Origin of the sequence: Rhodococcus coprophilus NBRC 100603 (assembly GCF_001895045.1) — a bacterium.
Taxonomy (GTDB): domain Bacteria; phylum Actinomycetota; class Actinomycetes; order Mycobacteriales; family Mycobacteriaceae; genus Rhodococcus; species Rhodococcus coprophilus.
In genome coordinates, this window is sequence record NZ_BDAM01000010.1 from 346,072 (window position 1) to 371,924 (window position 25,853).

Sequence of the window (25,853 nt, forward strand, 5' to 3'; positions counted from 1 at the left end):
CCGGCGGGATCGCACGCGCCGCGAGAGGATGCACAGCGTGACCGGAACGCACCTGGCTCGTCTCACCGTCACCGTGCTGGCGGTAACCCTCGCGGCGTGCGCGTCGCCGTCGACTCCTGCGGCCGAGGAGGAACCCACCCGGCCGGCGTCCACGACCGCCGGTTCTCCGGCCTCCGAAGCAGGCGTCCCGCGTGTCACGGGCACAGTCGCATCCGGGCTCGGAACCCCGTGGGGCATCACGTTCCTGCCCGGCGGTTCCGCTCTCGTCACCGAACGTGATTCGGGCCGTGTCCTCGATATCGGCTCCGATGGCACGATTCGCGAGGTGGGTCGCATCGACGACGTGGTCGCGGAGGGCGAATCCGGCCTTCTCGGTATCGCTGTCTCCCCGGCCTTCGAAACCGACAGCCTCGTCTTCCTGTACGTCACGACGAACGACGACAACCGGATCCTGCGCGCCGTCTACGACGGCGAGGGACTGTCCGAGCCGACGGTGATTCTCGACGGCATCCCCGCCGCGCGGATCCACGACGGTGGCAGGCTCGCCTTCGGTCCCGACGGCATGTTGTATGCGGCGACTGGCGAGGCGGGCGACGCCGAACTCGCCCAGGATCCGGTGTCTCTCGGCGGCAAGATCCTCAGGATCACGCCCGACGGTGCGCCGGCCCCGGGCAACCCGGATCCGGCGTCGCCGATCTACTCGCTCGGGCACCGCAACGTGCAGGGCCTCGCCTTCGACGAAGAAAACCGGCTGTGGGCATCGGAATTCGGCCAAAACGATGTCGACGAACTCAATCTCGTGACGCCGGGGACGAATTACGGCTGGCCCGAGGTGGAAGGCATCGGAGGCGCTCCGGAGTTCGCCGACCCGATCACCACCTGGCCGGTGTCGGAGGCATCACCGTCGGGGCTCGCGTTCGCGGACGGGCGACTGTGGATGGCCGCCCTCCGCGGAGAACGTCTGTGGAGCATCGAGGTCGCGGCCGACGGCACTGCATCCGCACGGGAATTCTTCGTCGGCGAGTACGGACGGCTGCGAACCGTCGCCGCCGCACCGGACGGTTCGCTGTGGCTCACCACATCGAACCGGGACGGTCGTGGACAACCGGGCGACGACGACGATCGCATCCTGCGAGTCGAAATTTCCTGACCAGATCAGGGAACGAGTACGACGACCGTCTCGGCGACGAGGGCGGGCTTGGCCGAGCCCTCCACCTCGACGGTGTAGGCCACCACCACGTTCGCGCCCTTCGCCGTACGTTCGAACGACTTGAATTCGGCGCCCGCCCGGATCCTGGAACCGACGGGCACCGGCGCCGGGAAACGCACCTTGTTCGCCCCGTAGTTGACCTTCATGGTCACGCCCTCGAGCGAGAAGATCTGCGCGCCGAGGACCGGCAGCAGCGACAATGTGAGGTAGCCGTGCGCGATCGTCGTGCCGTACGGCCCGTCCTTCGCCCTCTCGGGGTCGACGTGGATCCATTGGTGGTCGCCGGTGGCGTCGGCGAACAGGTTCACGCGCTCCTGCGTGATGTCCATCCACTCACTGCGCCCGAGGTCGTCCCCGACCGCCTTCTCGACTTCGTCGATTCCGTTGAAAACTCGCATTGCTGCTCCTGTTTCGGGTTGTGGCGGGGAGTCAGTGCCCGGTCCGCCTGAGAGTGACGCGGTACGTGTAGTGCTCCGGCAGAAAGTAACTCACCGACAACTCGACGGGTAGCCCTTCGCCGTTCGAGTACAGGCGATCCACCCGTAGCAGCGGATGCCCGACCGCACAGTTCAACTCGGAAGCGACCTGCTCGGATGCGGGAGCCACGGTGATCGACTGTGCGGCTTCGGTGATGGGCGTGTCGAGATGTGGTTCGAGCAGACCGATCACCGTGCTGCCGCTCGACGCGCCGGCCTGCAGCTCGGGCGCCTCGATTACGTGCGCCGCTATCTCGTACGGGAGATAGATGGTGGTGAGCACGAACGGGGTGGACCCGTGTAGTCGCCGCAGGACCACCGAGTACAGAAGGTCGGTGTCGAGGCGTAACCGACTGGCTGCGTCGATGTGGGCGCCCCTGCGCAGCGGGGTCACGATCTGCATGAGGGTGTCGGCCGACAACGCGAGCAGATCCTCGATCGACCCCAGCCGCCGTCGATAACGCCGGTTCGACTCGTTCGCGAACGTCCCGCGCCCCGGGACGCGGTAGACGAGGTCGTCCGCCACGAGGTCCTGGAACGCACGGCGGACGGTCTGCCTGCTCACCCCGTGTTGCCGGGCGAGTTCCGCTTCGGTGGGCAGGCGCGTTCCGTTGCTGTACCGGCCGGCCTCCACCGCCGTCCGCAACTGACGAGCAAGCTGCGCGTACGCAGGTTCCGACTCTCCCGCCTTGTTGTCCATGCCGACAATCCCGTTGCTGCCGCTCAGATTCCGCCGCGGCTGACGAGTTGGCTCGCTATCACGTTGCGCTGGATCTCGTTGGTGCCCTCACCGACGATCATGAGCGGCGCATCGCGGAAGTACCGCTCGACGTCGTACTCGGTCGAGTACCCGTATCCACCGTGGATCCGTACCGCGTTCAGAGCGATTTCCATCGCGATCTCCGAGCAGTACAGCTTCGCCATGCCCGCTTCCATATCGCACCGCTCACCGCTGTCGAACTTCTCCGCCGCGTACCGCGTCAGCTGACGTGCCGCGGTGAGCTTGGTGGCCATGTCCGCAAGGTAGTTGCCGATCGACTGGTGCTTCCAGATCGGCTTGCCGAAACTCTCGCGTTGCTGCGCGTAGGCCAGCGAATCCTCGAGCGCCGCGGCGGCGACACCGAGCGCGCGGGAGGCGACTTGCAGTCGCCCCGTTTCGAGGCCCTTCATCATGTGCCCGAAGCCCTTGCCCGGTTCACCGCCGAGGATCGCCGCTGCCGGAATCCGGTAGTTGTCGAAGCTCAGTTCGCACGACTCGACGCCCTTGTAACCGAGTTTGGGGAGATCACGCGAAACCGTCAGTCCCGGACCGTGTTCGACGAGAACGACGGAAATGCCTTTGTGCCGCGGCGTGGCCTGCGGGTCGGTCTTGCACAGCAGTGCGATCAGCCCGGCGCGGCGCGCGTTGGTGATCCACGTCTTCGCGCCGTTGATCACCAGGTCGGCGCCGTCGCGCTTGGCGTTGGTGGTCATGGCCTGCAGGTCGGAACCGCCGCCGGGTTCGGTGAGCGCCATCGTCGCGCGGATCTCGCCGGTGGCGAGCTTGGGCAGGTACTTCTGCTTCTGCTCCTCCGTGCCGTACAGGGCGAGAAGCTTGGCGACGACGGTATGTCCGCCCATCGCGCCCGCCAGGGACATCCAGCCCCTGGACAATTCCTCTGTGACCTGCACGTAGCAAGGCATCGACACCGGTGACCCGCCGTACTCCTCCGGCACTGCGAGACCGTAGATGCCGATCTGCTTCATCTGCTCGATCCAGCGCTCCGGGTACTCGTCCGCGTGCTCGACTTGCTGCACGGTGGGTTTGACCTCGCGGTCGACGAAGTCGCGGACCGTCTTGACCAGGAAAGCCTCTTCGTCGTTCTGGGTGCTCACGCGGATCCTTCGATCGGTTTCGGGTACGGAACCCCGACCAGACTTTGTACGGCCATTTTGTGGAGCCCCCGCAACGGTTGTCAATGGCCGAAGTGCCGAACCTGCCGAGGATTCCAGAGTTTTCGGCGATGCGACCCACTACATCTGCCTATAAGGCTGGCGCAGAACTCCACATTGGCCGTACATTCACGGTTCCTCGCACGTTGCCGAAGATCGGAGCGCCGGCATGACCACCACCCCCGTCGACGTCGGCGGACCGTACTTCGACGATCTGTTCGTCGGTCAGGTCTTCGACGCGGCACCCGCCGTCACCCTCACCGACGGGCTGGCGGCCACCCACCAGTCCATCCTCGGCGACCGGTTCCGCCTCCCCCTCGACCGGCACCTGTCGGTCGCGGTCGCGGGAGGCGCTCTCGCGCACGCCGGACTGGTCACCGACATCGCGATCGGGCAGTCCACACTGGTGACGCACCATGTCAAGGCCAACCTCTTCTACCGCGGTCTCCGTTTCCACCGCTTCCCGTTCATCGGCGACACCCTCTACACGACCACCGAAGTCGTGGGTCTGAAGGAGAACTCGGCCAAATCGGGTCGTAAGCCCACAGGCCTGGCAGCGCTCCGCATCAGTACAGTCGATCAGGACGATGAGACCGTGCTCGACTTCTACCGTTGCGCGATGCTGCCGCTGAGCGAGAACCCCGATCCGCACAGGACAGTCCATGCCGGTGACCTGTCCGCCATCGGGCCGCAGGACAGCCGGACATGGTCCGCCCCGGACAACTGGGATCTCGCGCTGTATCGCACCCGCGTACCCGGTGCTCATTTCGATCCGGCACTCGCCGGCACCGTGCTGCGATCGAGCGGGGACGTCGTGTCGTGTGCGCCCGAACTTGCACGGCTGACCCTCAACATCGCCGCGACGCACCACGACGAACGCGTCGGCGAGGCGGGGCGTCTGGTGTACGGCGGGCACACGATCGGGCTGGCACTGGCTCAGGCGTCGCGGGCGTTACCCAATCTGGTCACCGTGCTCGGCTGGCAGTCGTGCGATCACACCGGTCCGGTGCACGAGGGAGACACCCTGACCAGCGACCTCCATGTCGAGTCCGCCGAACCGCTCCCGCAGGGTGGCGGTGTGCTCACGTTGCGTTCCTCGGTGTCCGCCCATCGCGGGGACGGCGCGCCGTCACCGGTGCTGGACTGGCGTTTCACGGTGCTGGCAGCCTGAGCCGTCAGCCCGTCCGCTGGGGCCCGGTGGCGCGGATCTCGTCCACCAGACCCCAGTCGAGGGCGCGCTCGACGCCCAGCGGCGCGGCGGTGACGAACAGATGCATCGCCCGCCACCGCCCGATCCGGCGCGGAATACTCACGGTGCCACCGGCACCCGGAATCAGCCCCATCGACACCTCGGGAAGCCGGAAGATCGTGTCCGGTCGGGCGACCACCCTGCCTGCGAACGCGGGAATCTCGATGCCTGCGCCCACGCAGTGACCGTGCAATCGCACTTCGAGGCGGTCGGCGAGACGCGCGACAAGACGTCCCGCTCCCCCACGCGTGCGGATCAGATGTGCAGTCGCTGTATCGGGGGTGCGCCCGAATTCGTCGAGGTCACCACCCGCGCAGAACGACGGGCCCGCACCGTCCAGGACGATGTGGTTGAGGCTCTCGTCGAGAAGCGCCAGTTGCAGCGCCTCGACCAGCGCATCACGCAACTGTGTGCCGTAGGCATTGCGACGTTCGGGGCGGTTGAGCGTCACGTGCAGGGCATCGCCGTCGCGCGCGAGGAGCACCGGGTCCTCACCGGCCGGGGGCGGCAAGGGGCGTGGTCCGCGATCCGCGAGCCACCGCGCGAATTCCGGTCCTCCTTGGAGCGTCGAGTAGCCCAGCGATTCGACGTCGATCGCCTCCGCCACCGCGAGTGTTTCCGTCGCACGCAGCACGTGCCGGACCGTCAGGGACGCGAGCGGGTTCCGGGTCACCGCCGCGAGGAAGGTCGCAACTTCCGCATCGGGGTCCGGCGATCCGACCGTGGTCTTCGCCTGCGGGTCGGGGCTCGCGTAGGTCACGTCGAGGGCTTCGAGCAGCGGGCCGAAGGTGTCGGCGCTGTCGTGGATCGGTCTCGTCGCCAGGCCGACCAGCACACGATCGGACAGGATGGCCCTGTGCACCGCCCGCGCAAGGATCGCCCCGGGGGTGTCGTCGAGGCGGACGATCATGACCGGCTTGTCGACCGCGCCGTCCCCGTCGACGAGCGGTGTGTCCGCTGCTCCGTCGGCGAGGTCCGCAGGGGAAATCGTCACGGCGTGTGCCGTATCCATATGCTCTGCCCTCGCGCTCTTCGCCTGCTCCGTCCGCAGGAATGTAGCATCACGCACATGTCCCCCTGTCGCACCGACGACCCGGCCCGCGACTGGGCGGAGAGCGGAATAGCCTCTCTGACGGGCAGACTCGACGGACCACCTCTCGTTCCGCCGGGTCGCGCAGCGACCAGGGCCCGGGAACTCGGAGCATGGATCGCAGCCGCCACCGACGATGCCGTACGGCTCGACGGCGCCGCCCTGCTGTCCGAGCGCGCCGCCTTCACGGGAGCGCACCGCGCCGGCACCACATCCGTGGGGGGAGCGTGCCGATTGCTTCCCACCACCGACGGATGGGCAGCGGTGTCGTGCGCGCGCCCCGACGATCCTCTGCTGCTCGGTGCGCTCGTCGGCTCCGACGTCGGTAACGATCCGTGGCCCGCTGTGACGACCTGGCTCGCCGAGCACTCAGGCGCCGAACTCGCTGAGCGCGCCGAACTCCTCGGTGTCGCGGCCGGGCCGGTCGCGTCACCGGCAGGCACCCCACCCCAACCTCTCGAGCCCCGATCGGTCCGTGGTCTGCTCGTCGTCGACTTCAGTGCCCTGTGGGCCGGACCCCTGTGCGCGCATCTACTCGGACTGGCCGGTGCCCGCGTGGTGAAGGTCGAGACTCCGAGCCGGCCGGACGGAGCACGACGCGGCAACGCCGAGTTCTATCGCCTCCTGCACGGCGGACACGAATCCGTAGTACTCGACCCCGCGGACGACAGGCAACGCCGAGAAATGGCCGCACTCGTCGACGCAGCGGACATCGTGATCGAAGCGTCGCGACCGCGTGCCCTCATCGGTTTCGGCCTCGACGCCGGACGGGTGGTCGCCCGCGGCGGCACCTGGGTGTCGATCACCGCCCACGGCCGCGAGTCGATGCGGATCGGGTTCGGCGACGACGTCGCCGCCGGCGCCGGGTTGATCGCCCACGACGCGCGCGGTCCCGTCTTCGTCGGTGACGCGCTCGCCGACCCTCTCACCGGGCTCACCGCAGCAGCACTTTCCTTGTCTGCACCGGCCGACGGGTCCGGCGTGCTGTGGGACGTGTCGATGTCCGCAGTCGTCGCCGCGACCCTCGAGGCGGCGGGTGCGCCGGTGCCCCAGGCATATCGACGCGGCGACTCGTGGTGGGTGCAGACTTCCTCGGCCACCGTGGAGATCGCCGCACCGCGACCGCGCGTACCCCAGGGCGATGCGGCCCCGACCGGGCGCGACACCGCAAAGGTTCTGGCGGAGCTGGGAATCCGGTCGTGACGCAACTGGTGTTGTGCGATGTCGAAGTCGACGGTGTTCCCGGTTCGACGGTGGAGATCCGGGACGGGTCGATCGCCGAGGTAGGGGTCGGGCTGAAACCGGCGAGTGACGCGGCCGTGATCGACGGACGTGGAGGTGCACTGGTACCGGGGCTGCACGACCACCACATCCATCTGCACGCGACTGCCGCCGAACGGTTGTCGGTCCGGTGTGGGCCACCGCAGGTCCGCACCGCCGACGAACTCGCGGAGGCACTGAGATCCGCTTCGGGAGACTCGATTCGCGGCGTCGGGTACTTCGAATCCGTTGCGGGAATGCTCGACTCGCAACTCCTCGACCGGCTCCACGCCGAACGGCCGGTGCGCGTTCAGCATCGCAGCGGTGCACTGTGGGTGCTGAACTCCGCTGCTGCGGCGCAAGCGCATCTCGACACGGCCGACCATCCCGGTGTCGAACGAGACGACGACGGGCGCCCGACGGGGCGGGTGTGGCGCGCCGACACCTGGCTGCGAGACCGGCTGCCCGCTACGGCGCCGCCGACGCTCGATGAGGTCGGTGCAGAACTCGCCCGGTACGGGGTCACCGGGCTCACCGACGCCACACCGGATCTGTCGCCGAGCTCGCTCACCGCCCTCGTCGACGCACACACCGGCGGTGCTGTCCCCCAGCGTCTGCACCTGCTGGGTGCGCCGCCGGACTTCGTCTCCCCCGAGAACACGATCACCTCAGGACCTTTCAAGATCGTGCTCGCCGACTCCGGACTACCCGACCTCGACGGTCTCGCGGAGAAGATCGCACAGATGCACGCGGAGGGTCGCGCGGTCGCTGTGCACTGCGTCAGCCGGGAGGCGTTCGCACTCCTCGTGGCCGTGTTCACCGAGGTGGGCGCCCATCCCGGCGACCGCCTCGAGCACGGTGCCCTCATCCCCGCCGACTCGATCGACGACCTGCTCCGACTCGGTCTGCGCGTCGTGACCCAGCCCGGTTTCATCGCCGACCGCGGCGACAGCTATCTGCGAGATGTCGATCCACGGGACATCGACGACCTGTACCGCTGCCGCAGCCTGGTCGACGCGGGAGTTCCCCTCGCGCTGTCGAGCGATGCTCCCTACGGTCCGATGGACCCGTGGCAGATCATCGCCGCCGCGACGACACGGCGCGCGGGTTCGGGTGCGGTCGTCGGCCCGGCCGAGAGGCTCGATCCGCTCCGGGCGCTCGCCGGGTTACTGTCACCGGCGAACGATCCGGGTGGGCCGCCGAGAGCGATCCGGCCCGGTGAGCCCGCGGACCTGGTGTTGCTGGACGCCCCGCTCGCCGAGGTACTCGAGGCACCGTCGTCGTCCGCGGTGCGCACGACCGTCATCGGGGGCCGGATCGTCCACGGATGATGCCGGTGGCACCGGAAGGCGGTCAGGTCACGGTCCAGGTATGCGGTCCGTCGAGGAGTTGCTGCAGATCTGCGGGCGCCTCGCTCTTCGCCTGCGCCACCTGGTCGCGCGCGCCGTCGTCGTACGTCGGCCGGTGCACCGCACGCACGACACCGGTGACGGTGTACCGGAGATTCTGATCCGACAGGCGCGACAGGGCGTAGGCGTATTCGAGGTCGTCGGTGTACGCGTCGTGGACGACGATCTCGTCGGGGTCCACTTCGGTGCGCTGCGCGACGCGCAGTCCGAAACCCTTTCGTACCACGCAGAGTTCGTCGTCGGTTCCGAAGACGATCGGTTCACCGTGCCGGACATGGATCATCCGCGACCCGGCACCGTCCTTACGGAGCACGTCGAACGAACCGTCGTTGAAGATCGGGCAGTCCTGCAGTATCTCGACGAATGCCGCGCCACGGTGGTGCGCTGCGGCGCGCAGCACTTCCGTCAACCCCTCCCGGTCCGAATCGAGGGCTCTGGCAACGAAACTCGCGTCGGCGCCGAGCGCCAGCGACATGGTGTTGAAGGGAGCGTCGACCGAACCCATCGGCGTCGATTTGGTGACCTTGCCGACTTCGGACGTCGGCGAGTACTGCCCCTTCGTCAAGCCGTAGATTCTGTTGTTGAACAACAGGATCCGCATGTTCACATTGCGCCGCAGGGCGTGGATCAGGTGGTTGCCACCGATCGACAGTGCGTCGCCGTCACCGGTGACGACCCACACCGACAGGTCGGGCCGGGTGACGGCCAATCCGGTTGCCAGGGTCGGGGCGCGACCGTGGATCGAATGCACCCCGTAGGTGTCGAGGTAGTACGGGAAACGCGACGAGCACCCGATGCCGGAGACGAACACGATGTTCTCTCTCGCGAGGCCCAACTGGGGCAACATGCTTCGGACGGTCGCGAGGATGACGTAGTCGCCGCATCCGGGGCACCACCGAACCTCCTGGTCGGTGGTGAAGTCCTTCGGCTTCTGCGGCACGTCGGTACGCGGAACGTGAGCGAGGCCACTCAGACCCAGTTCCCGTCCGGCAATGCCGCTCTCGTGAGCCGCACCGTTGTGAATCGTTCCCGTCATGTGTCGGATCTCCGATCTTCGGTGGCGTCAGCGGGTGACGGCCGCGGCGACTGCGGCTGCGGTCTTTGCGGATTCGGCGTCTCGCAGTGCGCCGTCGAATTCCTCGAGCAGGGCCTCGTGGAGTTCGTCTGCGCGGAACGCCATGCCCGACACCTTGGTCACGGGCTGGATGTCGGCGTCGTACCGGGCCCGCAGCAGCATGGACAGCTGGCCGAGGTTCATCTCCGGCACCAGCACCCGTTCATATCCGGCGAGCACGTCACCCAGGTTCGCGGGCATCGGATTGAGATGACGCAGATGCGCGCGGGCTACCGAATGCCCGCCGCGTCGCGCCCGGCGGACCGCCTCCCCGATCGGTCCGTAGGACGAACCCCATCCGAGGACGAGGATCCGGGCGTCGCCGCCTGGATCGTCGACCACCAGATCGGGTACGTCGATCCCCGCGATCCGCGCGACCCGCACCCTGGTCATCAATTCGTGATTGGTGTGGTGGTACGAGATGTCGCCGGTGCCGTTGGCCTTCTCGAGACCGCCGATGCGGTGTTCCCTGCCCGGGGTGCCCGGGATCGCCCAGTCCCGGGCGAGTGTGTCAGGGTCCCGCGCGTAGGGCTGGTGTCCGGCGTCGTCGTCTTCCGGCGGTGACGCGAATCCGGGTTCGATGGCCTGCAGGTCGTCGGCGTCCGGAATGCGCCACGGCTCCGAGCCGTTCGCTATCGCGCCGTCGGACAGGACCATCACCGGCGTCCGGTAGGTGACGGCGATTCGGGCCGCCTCCCGCGCCACGTCGAAGCAGTCTGCGGGCGACTGCGGCGCGACCACGGCGACCGGTGATTCACCGTTTCGTCCGAACAGCGCCTGGAGCAGATCGGCCTGTTCGGTCTTCGTGGGCAGACCGGTGGACGGACCGCCTCGTTGCACGTCGACGACGATCAGCGGTAGTTCGGTCATCACGGCAAGCCCGATCGCTTCGGACTTCAGCGCGAGACCCGGACCCGACGTGCTGGTCACGCCGAGGGACCCGCCGTAGGACGCGCCGATCGCGGCGCCGATGCCTGCGATCTCGTCCTCCGCCTGGAAGGTATGGACACCGAACCGCTTGAGCCGGCTCAGCTCGTGAAGGATGTCGGAGGCGGGCGTGATCGGGTAGGACCCCAGGAACACGTCCATTCCCGCGGACCGCCCGGCCGAGACGAGTCCGTACGCCAGCGCCGTATTGCCCGTCACCTGCCGGTAGCGCCCGGGCGGCAGCGCCGCGCGCCCCACCTCGTAGGTGGTGGCGAACGATTCTGTGGTCTCTCCGTAGTTCCATCCGGCGCGCAGCGCGAGGATGTTGGCCTCGCCGATCTCCGCCTTCGCGGCGAACTTGCGCTCGAGGAACTCCTCGACGGGGGCGATCGGACGCCCGTACATCCAGGACAGGACACCCAGGGCGAACATGTTCTTGGCGCGGTGAGCGTCCTTCTTACCGACCCCGGACGGTTCGACGGCACCGGCGGTGAGGGTGGTCATGGGGATTCGATGGACCACGAACTTGTCGAGGACGTCGCTCTCGAGGGGGTCTGCGTCGTATCCGACCTTGCTCAGGTTCCGCTTGGTGAACTCGTCGCTGTTGACGATGAGGGTTCCACCCGCGGGCAGGTCGCCGATGTTGGACTTCAGGGCCGCGGGGTTCATCGCGACGAGCACGTCCGGCCGATCGCCCGCGGTGAGGATGTCGTAGTCGGCGATCTGGATCTGGAAGCTCGAGACTCCGTGGAGTGTGCCTTGGGGGGCGCGGATCTCGGCAGGGAAGTTGGGTTGCGTGGCGAGGTCGTTGCCGAACGCGGCGGCCTCGGCGGTGAAGCGGTCACCGGCGAGCTGCATACCGTCGCCGGAGTCACCGGCGATGCGGATGACGACTTGTTCCAGCTTCCGTGCGGTCGTTCTCGACGTCATACGGTCGGCTCCTTTTTCCCCCGGCGTGCGCTGGGGGTCGGGTGAGCTCCATGGTCGTCTTCATGCGCATTTCCGCAACCCGTTCCCGGAACTTTCTCGTCGAAACCACCCCAGCCGCACCTCGGGGCGGGCGCATCTCAGTCGAGCGCGGTGTCGGCGACGAAGCGCAGCACCTGCGGCCACGAGAGGGCGTAGGCATCCGCATTGACCTTGTTGCCATGCCGGGAGGGCGCGCTGAAGCCGTGTTCCGCACCTGGATAGACGTGCACGATGGTGGCCCCGGTTCGACGCTGTTGAAGCGTCTGTTGCAGGTCACGGAAGGTATCTGCGGACATCACGGTGTCGGCGCCGGCGTGCAGCACCATCACAGGTGCGGTGATCGCCGCGGACAGTTCGACGGCATCGAGCGGGTGGTTCGCCGGTGCCGAATCCCAGATGGACGGGTGGTACGCGACCACGGCGACGGTCCGCTCGTCGCGCGCGGCGAGGAGCAGCGCGAGTCGTCCGCCGAGGCACCAGCCGATCACGCCGATCTTCGACACGCCCAGCTCGTCGAAGGCGAAGTCGAGCAGGGATGTCATCTCGGCGAGAGAAGTCTCGTCGTCGAGTTGCCCCATCATCTCGGCTAGGCGTTCGTAGGGTGTGTCGTCGGCGCTCGGTCCGTGCCACGGATCCCACACGAGTGCTGTGGCTCCGGCGCGCCCGATGTCCTCAGCGTATTCGCGTACCTGGGCGTCGATCCCGGTGATCATGGGGAGGAGCAGCATGGCCCCGGCACTGCCGCCGACGGGACGGGCCAGGTAGGCGCGCAGTTCCCCGACCTGGAGGAACTTCGTTTCGATGTCGGTCACGGAGTGGTCCCTTTCGCTGTGATCGGGCCCGGAACTCCGGCCCGTGACGATCTTCGTACGTCGTGCGTGGCGCCGCCGATCCCACTCGCCGGAAATATTTGGAGAATTCCATTTCCGTTTGCGATAGTGTGGCTCTCATCACCTCGGCGGCCGATGCCGAGAGTACTTCGGAACCTCGCGGCAATCGCGAGGACCTGTCAGGGAAGGGGCGGTGGCATGACTCGCACCGTATTGGTCAGTGGCGGCACGGGCGGACTCGGAGCGGCCGTGACGAAACACCTGCTCGACACCGGTTGGCGAGTCGTGGTGCCCTGGCTCGTGCGCGAGGAACTCGGCCGCGTCGGTACCCACCCCAACCTGCACCTCGTGCAGGCCGACCTCACCGACGAGCAGCAGCTCGAAGACGCGCTCGCGGTAGCGGGAGAAGACCCGGACGCGCCCCTGTTCGGTGTCGTCAACCTGGTCGGCGGCTTCGCCTCCGGCCCTCGGGTCCACGAGACACCGATCGAGGTCCTCGACTCCCAGCTCGACCTCAACCTGCGGACCGCGTACGCCGTCAGCCAGGCGGCGCTGCCGCACCTGATCCGTCGCGGTGGTGGATCGATCGTCTGCATCTCCACCGCCGCGACTCGCAACCCCTTCCCCGGTGGCGCGTCCTACATCGCCTCGAAGGCCGCGGTCTCCGCGCTCGTGGAGACGATGGCGCTCGAGTACCGGGGTGACCACATCCGGGTCAACGCCTTGTTGCCCGTGGTCATCGACACGCCCGCCAATCGTGCCGCGATGCCCGACGCCGACACCAGCAAGTGGTCGCAGCCGGCCGATGTCGCGAAGGTCATCGAGTTCCTGATCTCCGACGCGGGCGCACCCATCACGGGCGCACTGATTCCGGTCACGAACGTCGGCTGACCTTCGGGCGCCACAAACACCGACTCTCGAAACGAATAATCCGTCGGGACAACTAATTGTTGCGGGTCATGATGTTGTAGACACCAGCTCAGGGGTTGAAGAAGGCGGACGGGTCTTCCGACGGCGGGATGGGAAGTACCACCAACTCATCCGCCGACCGAAAGAACCCGTCCGTGCTCCACCGAAATGCCCCGCTGTCCGTCGAAGGTCGCCGCCGCCTCGTGCAGCGGTGCCGGACCCGCCCGCTGTCCCACGTTGCCGCCGAGATGGGGATCTCCCGGGCCTGCGCCAGAAAATGGATGGCCCGCTACCGCGAACACGGCGAGCTCGGCCTGCTCGACCGGCCCAGCGTCCCGCACCATCAGCCCACCGCAACATCGGCCGAGACCGTGGCGCAGATCGAGACGCTGCGGCGGAACCGCAAGTGGTCCGCTTCCCGGATCGCGCATGAGCTCGCCGCCGACGGCATCACCATCTCGGTGCGTACCGTCAGCCGGCACCTGGCTCACCTCGGGCTGAACCGGCGCCGGATCCTCGATCCGAGCGTCGAGAACAACCGCCAGCCACGCCGGATCGTGGCCCGCTGGCCTGGTCACATGGTGCACGTCGATATCAAGAAGGTCGGCCGCATCCCCGACGGCGGTGGCTGGCGGGTCCACGGTCGGGGTAGCGAGCAGGCCAAGCAGGTCGAGCGCGCCGAGGCCGCCGGTGCCCGCGCCGGCTACGTGTATCTGCATTCGGCGGTCGACGGGTTCTCCCGCCTCGCTATACCGAGACCCTGGCCGACGAGAAAGCCGCCACAGCAATCGGGTTCATGCATCGAGCACGGGTGTTCTTCGCCGCTCACGGCATCGTGCACATCCATCGCGTGGTCACCGACAACGGATCGTGTTATCGGGCGAAGGACTTCGCGAAGGTGCTGCACGGTGGCCGGCATCAGCGGATCACCCCGTACACGCCTCGTCACAACGGGAAGGTGGAGCGCTACAACCGGATTCTGGCCGAGGAGTTCCTCTACGCCCGCGTCTGGGCCAGTGAACGGCAACGCGCCCAGGCCCTACAGGTCTGGAATGTGCACTACAACTATCATCGTCCGCATACTGCCGTCGGTAACCGGCCGCCCGCGAGCAAACTCCGGACCGGTGTCACCAACGTCATGGCCTCATACAACTAATCGGGCAGGGTGCGGGGATCAGGCACACGGCGAACTCTCTCCGAATTCTACTGAGGCAGAAGACCACCCGCGATCACGAGAGCGGATTTCCGCTCTCGCGAGTCGTCATGCTCCCAGATCCATGATCCACACCACCGCATCCGGCTGTACGGGGCCGAGCAGACGACTCTCCCCGGGTGGACCCCAGGCTTGTGGTTGCCGTTACGGTCCAAACATATACCCCTAGGGGTATAGTTGCCTCCCGAGGGGCGCATCCGGGCAATCGACGAAAGCCCCCGGACCGCGACACGGAAATCGAGGAGTGAACACATGCGGGAAATCGACATCGAGGCCTTCTGCACTGCGTGGGAGACCGGCGCAACAGTAGTGGATGTGCGCGAAGACCATGAGTACGAGAAGGAACACATTCCCGGAGCGCTCTGGATTCCTCTTGGGGAGTTGGGTTCTCGACTTTCCGAAGTCCCTGATGCTGAAGTCGTGTATGTGATCTGCGCGTCCGGCAGACGTAGCCTGTCCGGTGCCGACATTCTCGAGAGCACAGGCCGTCGTGCAGTTTCGGTCGCTGGCGGTACGGCCGCATGGCTGCAATCCGGGCGCCCCGCAGAGCACGGTAGCGCCCGGTGAGCACAGGCGCCGAAAATGCGCCGAGCATGCGACCGGCCGTGGATCCACCACGGTGACAACCAACACGTGGAGAAACACATACCCCTGGGGGTATTATGGAAGATGATTGCAACCCCTGAGGAGAATCCATGTGTTACCCCGTTACCTGCCCAACCTGCAAGAAGACGACCTGGGGAGGGTGCGGACGGCACGTCGACAGCGTGATGAAGTCCGTCCCCGCCTCCCGTCGCTGCACATGCAAGAAGGACGAGCCCAGCACCACGACCGGCTTCTTCAGTCGGCTTTTCGGTCGCTGACTCCGTAAAATAAGGCGGCCCAGACTCTTTCGCCGATCCGGCAGAGACCGCTCGAACGCGGCCGCCGCCTTCGGCCGGCAAACCCCGCCCGCCTCGCTCCGGGCAGCTCAGGTACGTGCATTCCGGCACTGACGAAACCTGTCTACGACTGCGATTCAGCGCCGGACCGCCGAGCGTCTTCTCACCCTCCCTGTCACTCGACCACCGCCCGTCCAGGTACCCCCCCCGGGTATTTTATTACCCCGGGGGGTATATCGTGTATGGCCATCCCCCGCGTGGCGACTGCCCGAGGACGGTCGCTCGTCGCGCAAGTTCAGTGGGTGCACTGCACCCGAATTAATACCCCTACCCGTATAGGAGCTCCAAGAGTATGAGGATCGAGCACGCCGTCGACGGCGACCAGCCGCCGAAGACAGCGAAGGAGAAACCGGGAACCGCCCCGCCGAAGACCGGCGGCGTGCTGGCTCGCATGGGCGCGGTCATGGCCACCCACGCGAAATGGGTTTTCGGCGTGTGGCTGATCGCCCTCGTCGCACTGGGGTCCGCCGCCCCTACCGTGTTCAGCTCGCTCGCCGGCGCCGGCTGGCAGGCGAACGGCTCGGAATCCGTGCAGGTCCGCGAACTCGCCCAGGAACACTTCGGCGGCAACTCCTCCGCCGCGGTCCAGGTGGTCGTGCACTCGGACGCCGAGCAGGTCTCCGATCCTGCCGTCCAGCAGGTACTCGACGAGGCCACCGCGGTATTCGCGGACGACCCTCGGTTCGGGGAGGTCATCGCACCCCAGCCGGGGATGTCGATCAGTCCGGACGGGCACACCGGCATCCTGATCGCGGGCGCGAATGCGAGCACCGACGAGATGGTCAAGGCCGTCGACGAACTCAAAGCAGAACTGACCGCCCTGTCCGGGGACGGCATCGAGGTCTACCCGACCGGCGCGTCCGCGCTGTGGAGCGACTTCAACGAGGCCAACCACGACGCGATGATCAAAGCGGAGATGGTCTCCTGGCCGGTGACGCTCGCGATCATGGTGCTCGCATTCGGCTCCCTCGTCGCCGCCGGACTGCCACTGCTGCTCACCCTGGCCGGGCTGGTCGCTTCGGCGGGCGGACTGGTCCTGCTCAACGAGATCACTCCGATTTCTGTGTGGGCCATGAACTTTGCGATGATGTTCGCTCTCGCGCTCGGCATCGACTACGCCCTGTTCATCGTCGCGCGCTTCCGAGACGCGCTGAGGAAGAGCGGGGACCCACGCGCCGCGGTGGCCGAGACGATGGACACCGCCGGCAAGGCCGTGGTGTTGTCGGGCCTGACCGTGCTGGTGAGCCTGTCCGCCGTACTCCTCGTACCCGCTCCCGCAGTACGGACGATGGCCGTCGGGATCATGCTTGCGGTGACGTTCGTCCTTGCCGCGACCCTGACGCTCCTTCCGGCGGTGCTCGGAAAGATCGGACCGAAGATCAATGGCGGTGCGCTCCCGTACGCCAAGCGCCAGCAGCACCGGTCGCCGAAGTTCGAGGCATGGGGCAACGTGCTGCACAAGCACCCGTGGCCGTTTGCCATCGGATCTCTTCTGGTGCTGATCGCATTGTCGATTCCGGTACTGGGACTGAAGGTCGCCATGCCCTCGATCCAGGTGGTCCCCACCGACGCTCCCGTCCGCCAGGGCTACGAACTCGTGCAGTCCCAGATGGGCGACGGTGCACCGGGAATGCTCCAGATCATCGCTCCGGCATCCGAGGCGGACTCGGCCGCGGCCACCGCCCGGGCGACCGAAGGCGTCGACATGGTCACCCCGCCGATACCGGCGATGGATGGCTCCGACTACGTGATGCTGCAGGCCGTCCCGACCGTCGACCCCTCGGACGATGCGATGGGCTCGATCCTGGATCGGTTGCGTTCCGACCTGCCGCCGCAAGCCCTGGTCGGCGGCGCACCCGCAGAGAACCTCGACTTGCAACAGGCGCTCAACGACTACCTCCCGGTGATCATCGGCGTCATTCTCACCCTCGGGTTCCTGTTGCTTCTGGTCGCGCTGCAGGCGCCGCTGATCGCCATCCTGGGCACCATCGTCAGCCTGCTCTCGACCGCTGCCGCGTTCGGAGTCGCCAAGCTGATCTTCCAGGACGGACACGGAGCCGGACTCCTCGGCTTCACCCCGCAGGGCTTCCTCGACGGCTGGGGGCCTGTGTTCTTCTTCGCGATGATCTTCGCCATCGCGATGGACTACACGGTGTTCCTGCTCTCGACCGCGAAGGAGCACTACGAGGAGTCGGGTGACCCGAAGGTCGCCCAGGTCATGGGCCTGGCGCATTCCGGCAGAGTCATCGCTGCCGCGGCGGCGGTCATGGTGGCGGTGTTCTTCACGTTCGCCTTCGCCGAGCCGCTGCCGCCGAAGGAGATGGGCATCATCCTCGGCGTCGCCGTCCTGCTCGACGCGGTCCTCATCCGCCTCGTGCTGCTTCCCGTGCTGCTGCGCCTGACAGGCCACGCAGCCTGGTGGTCGCCCGCGTGGCTCCGCCGGATCCTGCCCGACATCAGCTTCTCGCACGGCTGACGGGGGAATGCGTGGTGGGACTCACCCCACCACGCATACCCCCTAGGGTATACTGATAGACAGCCGAAAGGAGTCACAATGGCTTCAAACGACCAGAGCATGGCACCCGTGCTCAACCGGTTGCGTCGCGCACACGGGCAACTCGCCGGCGTGATCTCGATGATCGAGAACGGCCGCGAATGCACCGATGTGGTGACCCAGATCGCTGCGGTGTCGCGCGCTCTGGACCGGGCAGGATTCAAGCTCGTCGCCGGTGGTTTACGCGAATGCCTCACCGGAGAACCAGGGGACGGCAAGGAACCCATGACCGAAGCCGAACTGGAGAAGCTCTTCCTCGCCCTCGCGTGAAGAATTCGCAAAAAAGGAGATGATCGTGAAACGCCTTCCACGTCATGAGGGGTGGACCGTCGAACGCGTCGTTCCGCTCATGGCCGGGGTGATGGTCCTGCTGAGCGTGGGACTCACACTGGCCTTCTCACCGTGGTGGCTTCTCCTCACCGGATTCGTGGGCGCCAACCTGGTCTTCTATTCCGCGGCCGGATGGTGCCCCGCAAGCCTGATCATGGAGAAGGCGGGCCTGGAGCGGGCGAGCTGCCGCATCTCCCCGGCCACCACCCGAACCCACTGAAACAGCCCCTCGGGGCGAACGGAGACCGATCATGAAACTCGCACTGTCCACCACTCTGCGGACCACCTTTGCCGACGCCGTCGAGAAGACCCGGACCGCGTTGCAGGAACAGGGTTTCGGAGTACTCACCGAAATCGACATGCAGGCCACCCTGAAGGCCAAGCTCGATGAGGACATGGAGCGTTACCTCATCCTCGGTGCCTGCAACCCGCCGCTCGCGCACCGCGCCGTCGAAGTGAACCGTCAGATCGGGCTACTGCTGCCCTGCAACGTCATCGTCCGCGAGGATCCGACCGTCGAAGGCACCGTCCTGGTGGAAGCGATGAACCCGCAACTGATGGTGCAGGTCACCGGGGAGCCCGAACTCGAGGCCGTCGCGGAGGACGCCGGAAAACGCCTCCAGGCTGCGATCGACACGCTCGCCGCCCAGCACTGAGCCCCGGCGACCGCGTCACCGTCAGCCGACGATCCCCGCATCGCGCAGTCCCGTAATCTGTGCGTCCGTCAGGCCCAGCCCGGCGAGCACGGCGTCGGTGTGCTGTCCGAGAGCGGGGACCGGGCGCATCGGGAGTTCGACATCGCGGAAGTTCATCGGCGGCAACAGACCGCGCACTACACCCGCTTCGGTGTCCACGTCGCGCCACCGATCGCGTGACGTGATCTGCGGGTGTTCGATGAGCCCACGGAGATCGCGGAGTTGCGCCGCGGGAATACCTGCGGCAGCGAGCTTCTCGTCGAGGTCTGCTGCGGTGAAGCGACTTGTCGCGTCGCCCACCAGCTTGTCGACCTCGTGACGTCGCCGTACGCGTTCGACGTTCGTTGCGTACCGGGGGTCGTTCGCGAGGTCGGGCAAGCCCAGCACCTCGGTCACCAAGGTTCGCCACCCACGGTCGTTCTGCACGCCGATGAGAATCTCGCCGTCCGACGTCGGATACTTGTCGTACGGGGTGATCGAGGTGTGTGCCAGCCCCATACGGGGAACCTGCCGATCCTGATACATCTGCAGGTACATCGGATAACCCAGCCATTCCGCCGTCGCGTCGAACATGGAGACGTCGATCGTTGCGCCGACCCCGGTACGGTGCCTGCGGAGCAGAGCGGCTTGGATCGACGTCAGCGCATACATTCCGGCCGCGATGTCGGACGTGGGGATTCCGGTTTTCACAGCCGTCTCGGGAGTCCCGGTGATGGAGCACAGCCCGGTTTCCGACTGGACAAGCAGGTCATAGGCTTTCCGGTCGCGCATCGGACCGTCGGTGCCGTATCCCGACATGTTCACGACCACCAGTTCCGGATGGTCGGCGCGGAGCACGTCGGCGCCGAGACCGAGTCGGTCCGCGGCGCCGGGGGCAAGATTCTGCACGAACACGTCCGCGCCGGCGACCAGAGCCTTGACCGCGTCGATACCGGCCGGGGACTTCACGTCCACTGCGAACGATTCCTTGCCACGGTTGAGCCAGACGAAATGCGCGGCGAGACCACGCACGGCGCTGTCGTAGTCCCGCGCGAAATCGCCGTCGCCCACCCGTTCCACCTTCACCACCCGCGCGCCGAGATCTGCGAGATGCCGGGTGGCGAGAGGCGCTGCGACGGCCTGTTCGAGGCTCACCACCGTCAACCCTTCGAGCGGCAGTTCGCCGGTGGCTGCCGCCTCCGATCGATTGCTCGTCACCGGAACCATCCTTTCCTGATGTGTGGCGTCAGCCGGCGGGTCCGTCGGTGACGAGCGGCCAGAGATCACCCGACGCGACTGCGGTCGCGAGAATCTCGGCGTCCCACGAGGCAACCGTCCCGAATTCACTGCGCCAGGAGAGGATTCTGTTCGCGTGGCGATGCAGTTCGTGCTCCATGGTGAATCCGATCGCACCGAGGGCCTGGTGCGCGTTCCGCACAATCACTGCCGCGGAGTGACCGCTGCACGAGGCTGCGGCGGCGACCGCGAATCGCGTTCCGGAACTGCCGAAGCCGTGCGAGTCGGCGGCTACCACGGCTGCATCGGCGGCGGCGTGGGCGAGCGCCGATTCCGCCGCGAGGTCGGCCACAAGTGCTTGCACCGCCTGGAACTTTGCGAGAGGGCGTCCGAATTGCACACGTGCGGTGACATGTTCGACGACGAGCTCGAGGATCCGGTCCATCGCACCGACCGAGGCGAGTACCCGCACGAGTGCGCCACGGTAGCGAAACTCTTCGGCGAGCGTTTCCGGTACCTCGGTGCCGGCGAGCGCCGAGATATCGACCCGAATGTGGTCGCGCGGTTCGGAAGCGAGGTTCACGTCTTCGGTCAGTTCGATTTCCGCGACCGGAACCTCCGCGACCCGCCACGATGAGTCGGCGGCAGGCCACAACACGACGATCGTGTCGGCGAACCGTGCCCACGGCACATGGCAGGCACCGCCGTTCTCGTCCAGCAAGGCCGCTGTGCGCACCGCGCTGCCGGCTCGGAGACCGGCCTGTTCGAGCAGCCACCCCGCGAGCAGGTCGTTCTCCGCGACCGGCACCGCCGCTGCAGAACCACCGGCAGCACCGAGAAGTAGTGCGGCCTCGGTCCAGCCTGCGCCGCTGCCGCCGTCGGATTCGTTTCCGGTCAACCGGTCCAGCCCGAGTTCACCGAGCGTCGACCACAGGGTGCGGTCGAACTCGACGACATCACCGACACGGTGGTCGTCTCCGGCCGTGAAGACCTCGGACAGCATCTGCGCGAGGTCGCGCAGTTCGGTGGGCTCGGTCATCTCATTCCCAATCCTCGTGCGATGACCCCGCGCAGGATCTCGCTGGTTCCCCCGCGCAGCGTGAAGCCGGGCCGTTGCATGACGCCTGTCCGGACGAGACTGCGGAGCTGGTCGTCGGTGGCGGTGTACCCGGTGATCTCGTCCGCGAGGTCGGCGATGTCTCCTTCCGTCTTCGTGCCGAGCACCTTGACGACGGACGCCGCGAGTTCGGCATTCTCACCGCGCTCGAGCGACTCGGACACCGCGGTGGACATGTGGTGCAGACCTACGACGCGCGCGATCGTGGCCCCGATCCTCGTGTCGGGTTCGAGAGCACAGTCCGCGACCGCCCGGACGAGGCCGTCGAGCACACCGAAGGTGGACAAGAATCTCTCCGGGCCGCTCCGTTCGTACCCGAGTTCACTCGTCACCTGCTCCCAGCCGGCGCCGACCTGCCCCAGCACGAGGTTGTCGGGGACGAAGACCTCCTCGAGTTGCACCTCGTTGAAATGGTGGTCGCCCGACATCGACAGGATCGGCCGTATCGTCACGCCCGGCGAATCGAGCAACACGATGAACTGGCTCAGGCCGTCGTGCCGGTGCGCCGGGTCGAGCGGGGCGGATCGCGCCAGCGCGAAGAAGGCGTCGGCGTGGTGCGCACCGGAGGTCCACAGCTTGGTTCCCGTGATCCGCCACCCACCGTCGACCTGTGTGGCTCTCGTCTTGACGCTCGCGAGGTCGGAGCCCGATTCGGGTTCGGACATGCCGATGGCCCAGCAGATCTCGCCCGCAGCGATGCCGGGAAGAAACCGTTGCTTCTGCTCTTCGGTGCCGTATTTCAGCAGCGACGGTGCGGCCTGCCGGTCGGCAACCCATTGTGCGGCGACCGGGGCGCCGACCGCGAGGAGTTCCTCCGTGACGACGAAACGCTCCATGAAGGTCCGCCCGTGGCCGCCGTACTCCACCGGTATCGTCATGCCTACCCATCCTTGCGCGGCGAGGCGACGGGTGAAGTCGCTGTCCCAGCGGGTCAGCCACGTGTCGACGCCGGGCACGAACACGCCCGCCTCGATCTGCTCTTTCAGAAACGTGCGGACCTGGGCGCGCAGTTCGGTGAGTGCGGCATCCTCGGGCCCGGCCGGTGGCACCAAGCGTGTGCTCATGGTTCATCTCTTCCGTCGGTCGCCGGCACCGGAACGCCACCCGGGCACAGCAGATGCAAGGACAGTTCTGCGTATCGTTCGGCGATGACGTCGGGTGAATCCGGACCGGTGGGGTCGTACCAGTTCGCGATGGCGGAGGTCATCGCCAGGATCGACCGGCGGCAATCGTCGGGAAAGTCCGTGGTGAACACACCTCTCTCGATTCCCTCGTCGATGACGTCCCGAATCCGGCGACGCCCGGCCCGGCGGCGCTCCTCGTACAATCGTGCGCCTTCCGGTTCGAGGTTGCGTACCTCGGTGGCGATCATTCTGCCCTGATCGGGGAACTCGGTCCGGAACTTGACGTTGCCACGAACGAAAGCGCGGAGTTGTTCGACCGGATCGTCCCCGGTTCTCGCGAGTTCAGCGTCACACACCGCGTCGTACGTATCGACACCGTCCATCAGGGTCGCCAGCAGCAACTCCTGTTTGTTCTTGTAGTGGTAGTACAGAGCGGACAGGCTCACTCCTGCTTCCTGCGCGATCGTCCGGATGGACGACGAGCCGTACCCGTTGCGGACGAACTCTCTGCGACCCGCCTCGATGAAGACGCGCTGCTTTGCCGAGGGTGCTTTCACGACGACACCTCGACACCGCCGTACCGCGCGATCAGGGCCCGGAGTTCACCTTTGACCATCTTCCCGGTCGGTGTCCGCGGCAGGCCGTCGACGAATCGGATCTGTCGGGGGCATTTGAAGTGGGACAACCGTTCCCGGCAGAAGTCGATCATGTCGCGCTCGAGGTCGTCACCGGCCTCCGTGCCCGCCGCGAGGAGCACGAACGCCTCGACCCGCTCTCCGAAGTCCGTGTCGGGTACGCCCACGACCGCGACGTCGGCGACCGAAGGGTGCAACACGAGAACATTCTCGATCTCCTGCGGATAGATGTTGACCCCACCCGAAATGATCGTGAACTTGTCGCGGCCGGTGAGGAACAGGACATCGCCGGAGTCCAGGTATCCGAGATCGCCTGTCGTGTACCAGTTCTCTTCGAAGGGATGCCGCGTCTCCGCAGTCTTGGCGGGGTCCTTGTGATACTCGAACGTAAAGTCCGGACGCTCGAAGTACACGGTTCCGATCTCCCCCGCCGGCATCACCTTTCCCTCCGTGTCGCAGATCCGTGCCCGGCCCAGCGTGCCCGGGCCACCGGTCTTACCGACGCATCCCGGCTTGCGCAACCAATCCTGGGGTGTCACGACCGTGCTGCCGATCGCCTCCGTCGCCGAGTAGTACTCGTAGACGATCTCGCCCCACCACCGCATGAGTTCCTTCTTGACTTCGGGTGGGCACGGCGCGGCGGAGTGGAGCGCGTACTTCATCGACGACAGGTCGTACCGGTTGCGCACCGTCTGGGGAAGCTTCAGCAGACGCACGAAATGGGTGGGCACCCATTGGCTGTGGGTGACGCGGTATCGCTCGATGCACTCGAGACTGCGTTCCGCGTCGAAGCGATCCATGAGAACGACGGTGCCGCCGAGCGCCTGGGTGGACACGCTGTAGCGCAAGGGTGCCGAGTGGTATATCGGCGCAGGCGAGAGGTACACGGTCTGCTCGTCGAAACCGAACCCGCGCACCGTCTTCAACAGAGGAGGACCGGGCTCGTCGCCGATCTGCGCACCGGTGAGCGGCGGCTTGATGCCTTTGGGCCGTCCAGTGGTACCCGACGAGTACAGCATGTCGCTTCCACGCGGCTGGTCTGCCGGCGGCTCCGTCGGCAGACCAGCCACCTCGTCCTCGTAGGCGAGGTGGCCCGTTATCGCACCCGAGAAGGCAAGCCGGTGCCGCACCTTCGGGGTGTGCACGACGATCTCCGTGGCGAGTTGCGCGAGCGGCGCGGAAACGATCAGCACCCGGGCATCACAGTCGTCGACGATGTATCCCGCCTCCGCCGGCGCCAGGTGGGAGTTGACGAAGGTGATGTAGACACCGGATCTCACTGCACCCCAATACAGTTCGAACACGGTTGCATCGTTGACGGAGAGCACCGCGATGTGGTCCCCGGCTCCGACACCGTGGGCGCGCAGCCAGTGGGCGAACCGGATCGACGATTCCTCGAGCCGCCCGTAGGTGATCGTCCGGCCGGTCGCGACCTCGTGCACGGCGGGCCGATCCGGGTCCGTGGCTGCGTATCGGCCCGGATACACGGCTACAGCCCCAGGTCTTTCGAAATGATCGTCTTCATGACTTCGCTGGTGCCGCCGTAGATTCGGGTCACGCGCGTGTCTGCGTAGAGGCGCGCGATGGGGTATTCGGTGATATACCCGTAGCCACCGTGCAACTGGAGACATTTGTCGATCACGCGACCGGCGACCTCGGTGCAGAACAGTTTCGCGCGAGCCGCATCGGCAACACTCAGTTCCTTGCGGTCGAGCAGTTCGAGGCAGCGGTCGACGTAGACGCGGGCCGCCTGGGTCTCTGCGGAACATTCGGCGAGTACGAACTTGGTGTTCTGGAATGCCGCGACCGGTTTGCCGAAAACCTTGCGGTCCTTGGTGTATGCGATCGCATGCGCGATCGCTGCTTCCGCGAACCCGACCTGGTTGAGCGCGATACTCAAGCGCTCCTGCGGCAGGTTGTGGGTGAGGTATCCGAATCCGGCGCCCTCCTCACCAAGAAGATTCTCGACCGGCACCTTGACGTCGCTGTACGACAGTTCGGCCGTATCCTGCTGGTGCAGGCCGATCTTGTCGAGCTTGCGTCCGACGGAGAACCCTTCGGCGTCGGTGGGGACCGCGATGATGGACAGCCCACCTCGGCGGTTCTCGGGATCGAACGGCGAGGTGCGGCACACCGTGAGAATCAGATCCGCGGTCACCCCACCCGTGATGAAGGTTTTCGCTCCGTTGACGACGTAATGGGTACCGTCTTCCGAAAGCTTTGCGGTGGTGGCGATGTTGGCGAGGTCGGAGCCGGTCCCCGGTTCGGTCATCGCGATCGCGGTCATGATCGAACCGTCGGCGAAGCCCGGAAGCCAGCGCCTCTTCTGTTCCTCGGTGGCGTACTCGAGGAGGTACGGCAGGATCAGGCACGCATGGACGGTGTACGAACCGAAGGACACCCCTGCCCGGGCTACCTCTTCGAACACGATGGTGTTGTAGATGAAACTGGATTCCCCGCCACCGCCGAACTCTTCCGGAACCTGGATGCCCAGGACGCCGAGTTCGCCGAGCCGACGGAAGAATTCGCGCGGGGGGCGACCGAGTTCGTCCCACTCCTCCCGGTGGGGCACCACTTCCTTCTCGATGAAGTCGCGCAGCATCTTTCGGAACTGCTCGTGCTCTTCGGTCATGATCGTGCGTTGCATGGATGAT

At 66.5% G+C, this 25,853-nt stretch carries 24 protein-coding genes and 1 pseudogene; 12 read left to right on the top strand and 13 right to left on the bottom strand.

The window, feature by feature from the left end; genetic code table 11:
* Positions 1–28: 28 nt before the first annotated feature.
* Positions 29–1,150 (top strand): PQQ-dependent sugar dehydrogenase, encoded by a 1,122-nt coding sequence (locus RDCOP1_RS18100; RefSeq protein ID WP_072703498.1) that lies wholly within the window; start codon positions 29–31, stop codon positions 1,148–1,150.
* A gap of 5 nt (positions 1,151–1,155) precedes the next feature.
* Here the strand turns inward: RDCOP1_RS18100 and RDCOP1_RS18105 are convergent, their stop codons facing one another.
* Genes RDCOP1_RS18105 through RDCOP1_RS18115 form a run of 3 tightly spaced genes read right to left on the bottom strand, consistent with a single transcriptional unit; the run spans position 1,156 to position 3,561 of the window.
* Positions 1,156–1,608 (bottom strand): MaoC family dehydratase, encoded by a 453-nt coding sequence (locus RDCOP1_RS18105; RefSeq protein ID WP_072703501.1) that lies wholly within the window; start codon positions 1,606–1,608, stop codon positions 1,156–1,158.
* 31 nt (positions 1,609–1,639) lie between these two features.
* Complete coding sequence (locus RDCOP1_RS18110; protein WP_072703504.1) at positions 1,640–2,386, bottom strand: GntR family transcriptional regulator; 747 nt, start codon at positions 2,384–2,386, stop codon at positions 1,640–1,642.
* Positions 2,387–2,409: 23 nt separating this feature from the next.
* A complete protein-coding gene (locus RDCOP1_RS18115; protein WP_072703507.1) occupies positions 2,410–3,561 on the bottom strand; it encodes an acyl-CoA dehydrogenase family protein in 1,152 nt (383 codons plus the stop codon).
* Positions 3,562–3,787: 226 nt separating this feature from the next.
* Here RDCOP1_RS18115 and RDCOP1_RS18120 point away from each other — a divergent pair, with 226 nt between their 5' ends.
* Positions 3,788–4,789, top strand: coding sequence for a MaoC family dehydratase (locus tag RDCOP1_RS18120; protein ID WP_072703511.1), 1,002 nt, complete (start codon positions 3,788–3,790; stop codon positions 4,787–4,789).
* Between the two features lie 4 nt (positions 4,790–4,793).
* Here the strand turns inward: RDCOP1_RS18120 and RDCOP1_RS18125 are convergent, their stop codons facing one another.
* Positions 4,794–5,879, bottom strand: coding sequence for an enoyl-CoA hydratase/isomerase family protein (locus tag RDCOP1_RS18125; protein WP_072703514.1), 1,086 nt, complete (start codon positions 5,877–5,879; stop codon positions 4,794–4,796).
* A 57-nt stretch (positions 5,880–5,936) separates the two neighbouring features.
* Between RDCOP1_RS18125 and RDCOP1_RS18130 the strand changes: the two genes are divergently transcribed.
* Together RDCOP1_RS18130 and RDCOP1_RS18135 are read left to right on the top strand one after the other, a co-directional pair.
* Positions 5,937–7,160, top strand: coding sequence for a CoA transferase (locus RDCOP1_RS18130; protein WP_072703864.1), 1,224 nt, complete (start codon positions 5,937–5,939; stop codon positions 7,158–7,160).
* Complete coding sequence (locus RDCOP1_RS18135) at positions 7,157–8,548, top strand: amidohydrolase family protein (RefSeq protein WP_072703517.1); 1,392 nt, start codon at positions 7,157–7,159, stop codon at positions 8,546–8,548. Before RDCOP1_RS18130 ends, RDCOP1_RS18135 begins: the two co-directional genes overlap by 4 nt.
* 22 nt (positions 8,549–8,570) lie before the next feature.
* On the opposite strand, the gene RDCOP1_RS18140 is transcribed toward RDCOP1_RS18135, so the two are convergent.
* The 3 genes from RDCOP1_RS18140 to RDCOP1_RS18150 form a co-directional block, all read right to left on the bottom strand.
* The gene (locus RDCOP1_RS18140) at positions 8,571–9,662 is read right to left on the bottom strand and encodes a 2-oxoacid:ferredoxin oxidoreductase subunit beta (protein ID WP_072703520.1); all 1,092 of its coding nucleotides are present in this window, start codon (positions 9,660–9,662) and stop codon (positions 8,571–8,573) included.
* Between the two features lie 27 nt (positions 9,663–9,689).
* Positions 9,690–11,597, bottom strand: a complete 1,908-nt coding sequence (locus RDCOP1_RS18145; protein WP_072703523.1) for a 2-oxoacid:acceptor oxidoreductase subunit alpha — start codon at positions 11,595–11,597, stop codon at positions 9,690–9,692.
* Between the two features lie 137 nt (positions 11,598–11,734).
* Positions 11,735–12,448, bottom strand: coding sequence for a dienelactone hydrolase family protein (locus RDCOP1_RS18150; RefSeq protein ID WP_072703527.1), 714 nt, complete (start codon positions 12,446–12,448; stop codon positions 11,735–11,737).
* A gap of 216 nt (positions 12,449–12,664) precedes the next feature.
* On the opposite strand from RDCOP1_RS18150, the gene RDCOP1_RS18155 reads away from it, so the two are divergent.
* The 8 genes and pseudogenes from RDCOP1_RS18155 to RDCOP1_RS18185 all read left to right on the top strand — a co-directional run bounded on the left by RDCOP1_RS18155 (position 12,665) and on the right by RDCOP1_RS18185 (position 19,069).
* Complete coding sequence (locus tag RDCOP1_RS18155; RefSeq protein WP_072703530.1) at positions 12,665–13,357, top strand: SDR family NAD(P)-dependent oxidoreductase; 693 nt, start codon at positions 12,665–12,667, stop codon at positions 13,355–13,357.
* A 173-nt stretch (positions 13,358–13,530) separates the two neighbouring features.
* Positions 13,531–14,531 (top strand): annotated as a pseudogene (locus tag RDCOP1_RS18160) (IS481 family transposase).
* A gap of 309 nt (positions 14,532–14,840) precedes the next feature.
* Positions 14,841–15,155, top strand: coding sequence for a rhodanese-like domain-containing protein (locus RDCOP1_RS18165; RefSeq protein WP_072703533.1), 315 nt, complete (start codon positions 14,841–14,843; stop codon positions 15,153–15,155).
* Between the two features lie 128 nt (positions 15,156–15,283).
* Positions 15,284–15,451 carry a DUF8730 family Cys-rich protein gene (locus RDCOP1_RS22065; protein WP_494410400.1) on the top strand — a complete coding sequence of 56 codons (168 nt, stop codon included), beginning with the start codon at positions 15,284–15,286 and terminating at the stop codon, positions 15,449–15,451.
* A gap of 370 nt (positions 15,452–15,821) precedes the next feature.
* Positions 15,822–18,005: an MMPL family transporter gene (locus tag RDCOP1_RS18170; RefSeq protein WP_072703536.1), complete on the top strand. Its 2,184-nt coding sequence runs from the start codon at positions 15,822–15,824 to the stop codon at positions 18,003–18,005.
* 78 nt (positions 18,006–18,083) lie between these two features.
* The gene (locus tag RDCOP1_RS18175) at positions 18,084–18,353 is read left to right on the top strand and encodes a metal-sensitive transcriptional regulator (RefSeq protein ID WP_072703539.1); all 270 of its coding nucleotides are present in this window, start codon (positions 18,084–18,086) and stop codon (positions 18,351–18,353) included.
* A gap of 25 nt (positions 18,354–18,378) precedes the next feature.
* A complete protein-coding gene (locus RDCOP1_RS18180; protein ID WP_255311422.1) occupies positions 18,379–18,633 on the top strand; it encodes a YgaP family membrane protein in 255 nt (84 codons plus the stop codon).
* Between the two features lie 31 nt (positions 18,634–18,664).
* Complete coding sequence (locus tag RDCOP1_RS18185; protein WP_072703545.1) at positions 18,665–19,069, top strand: DUF302 domain-containing protein; 405 nt, start codon at positions 18,665–18,667, stop codon at positions 19,067–19,069.
* Positions 19,070–19,090: 21 nt separating this feature from the next.
* Here the strand turns inward: RDCOP1_RS18185 and RDCOP1_RS18190 are convergent, their stop codons facing one another.
* Genes RDCOP1_RS18190 through RDCOP1_RS18215 form a run of 6 tightly spaced genes read right to left on the bottom strand, consistent with a single transcriptional unit; the run spans position 19,091 to position 25,846 of the window.
* A complete protein-coding gene (locus RDCOP1_RS18190) occupies positions 19,091–20,305 on the bottom strand; it encodes a CaiB/BaiF CoA transferase family protein (RefSeq protein WP_231922880.1) in 1,215 nt (404 codons plus the stop codon).
* Positions 20,306–20,333: 28 nt separating this feature from the next.
* Entirely contained in the window at positions 20,334–21,362 is a 1,029-nt protein-coding gene (locus RDCOP1_RS18195) for an acyl-CoA dehydrogenase family protein (protein WP_072703551.1), read from the bottom strand.
* Positions 21,359–22,504 (bottom strand): acyl-CoA dehydrogenase family protein, encoded by a 1,146-nt coding sequence (locus RDCOP1_RS18200; protein ID WP_072703554.1) that lies wholly within the window; start codon positions 22,502–22,504, stop codon positions 21,359–21,361. The genes RDCOP1_RS18195 and RDCOP1_RS18200 overlap by 4 nt, the downstream gene beginning before the upstream one ends.
* The gene (locus RDCOP1_RS18205) at positions 22,501–23,121 is read right to left on the bottom strand and encodes a TetR/AcrR family transcriptional regulator (RefSeq protein ID WP_072703557.1); all 621 of its coding nucleotides are present in this window, start codon (positions 23,119–23,121) and stop codon (positions 22,501–22,503) included. The genes RDCOP1_RS18200 and RDCOP1_RS18205 overlap by 4 nt, the downstream gene beginning before the upstream one ends.
* Positions 23,118–24,686 (bottom strand): acyl-CoA synthetase, encoded by a 1,569-nt coding sequence (locus RDCOP1_RS18210; RefSeq protein WP_072703560.1) that lies wholly within the window; start codon positions 24,684–24,686, stop codon positions 23,118–23,120. The genes RDCOP1_RS18205 and RDCOP1_RS18210 overlap by 4 nt, the downstream gene beginning before the upstream one ends.
* A gap of 2 nt (positions 24,687–24,688) precedes the next feature.
* Positions 24,689–25,846, bottom strand: a complete 1,158-nt coding sequence (locus tag RDCOP1_RS18215) for an acyl-CoA dehydrogenase family protein (protein ID WP_072703563.1) — start codon at positions 25,844–25,846, stop codon at positions 24,689–24,691.
* Positions 25,847–25,853: the final 7 nt, after the last annotated feature.

Coding starts and splice junctions, on each gene's coding strand:
- RDCOP1_RS18105 (WP_072703501.1), bottom strand. CDS start 1,608: ATGCGAGTTTTCAACGGAATCGACGAAGTCGAGAAGGCGGTCGGGGAC.
- RDCOP1_RS18120 (WP_072703511.1), top strand. CDS start 3,788: ATGACCACCACCCCCGTCGACGTCGGCGGACCGTACTTCGACGATCTG.
- RDCOP1_RS18110 (WP_072703504.1), bottom strand. CDS start 2,386: ATGGACAACAAGGCGGGAGAGTCGGAACCTGCGTACGCGCAGCTTGCT.
- RDCOP1_RS18165 (WP_072703533.1), top strand. CDS start 14,841: ATGCGGGAAATCGACATCGAGGCCTTCTGCACTGCGTGGGAGACCGGC.
- RDCOP1_RS18100 (WP_072703498.1), top strand. CDS start 29: ATGCACAGCGTGACCGGAACGCACCTGGCTCGTCTCACCGTCACCGTG.
- RDCOP1_RS18200 (WP_072703554.1), bottom strand. CDS start 22,504: ATGAGCACACGCTTGGTGCCACCGGCCGGGCCCGAGGATGCCGCACTC.
- RDCOP1_RS18175 (WP_072703539.1), top strand. CDS start 18,084: ATGGCTTCAAACGACCAGAGCATGGCACCCGTGCTCAACCGGTTGCGT.
- RDCOP1_RS18170 (WP_072703536.1), top strand. CDS start 15,822: ATGAGGATCGAGCACGCCGTCGACGGCGACCAGCCGCCGAAGACAGCG.
- RDCOP1_RS18145 (WP_072703523.1), bottom strand. CDS start 11,597: ATGACGTCGAGAACGACCGCACGGAAGCTGGAACAAGTCGTCATCCGC.
- RDCOP1_RS18155 (WP_072703530.1), top strand. CDS start 12,665: ATGACTCGCACCGTATTGGTCAGTGGCGGCACGGGCGGACTCGGAGCG.
- RDCOP1_RS18130 (WP_072703864.1), top strand. CDS start 5,937: ATGTCCCCCTGTCGCACCGACGACCCGGCCCGCGACTGGGCGGAGAGC.
- RDCOP1_RS18215 (WP_072703563.1), bottom strand. CDS start 25,846: ATGCAACGCACGATCATGACCGAAGAGCACGAGCAGTTCCGAAAGATG.
- RDCOP1_RS18185 (WP_072703545.1), top strand. CDS start 18,665: ATGAAACTCGCACTGTCCACCACTCTGCGGACCACCTTTGCCGACGCC.
- RDCOP1_RS22065 (WP_494410400.1), top strand. CDS start 15,284: ATGTGTTACCCCGTTACCTGCCCAACCTGCAAGAAGACGACCTGGGGA.
- RDCOP1_RS18125 (WP_072703514.1), bottom strand. CDS start 5,879: ATGGATACGGCACACGCCGTGACGATTTCCCCTGCGGACCTCGCCGAC.
- RDCOP1_RS18140 (WP_072703520.1), bottom strand. CDS start 9,662: ATGACGGGAACGATTCACAACGGTGCGGCTCACGAGAGCGGCATTGCC.
- RDCOP1_RS18195 (WP_072703551.1), bottom strand. CDS start 21,362: ATGACCGAGCCCACCGAACTGCGCGACCTCGCGCAGATGCTGTCCGAG.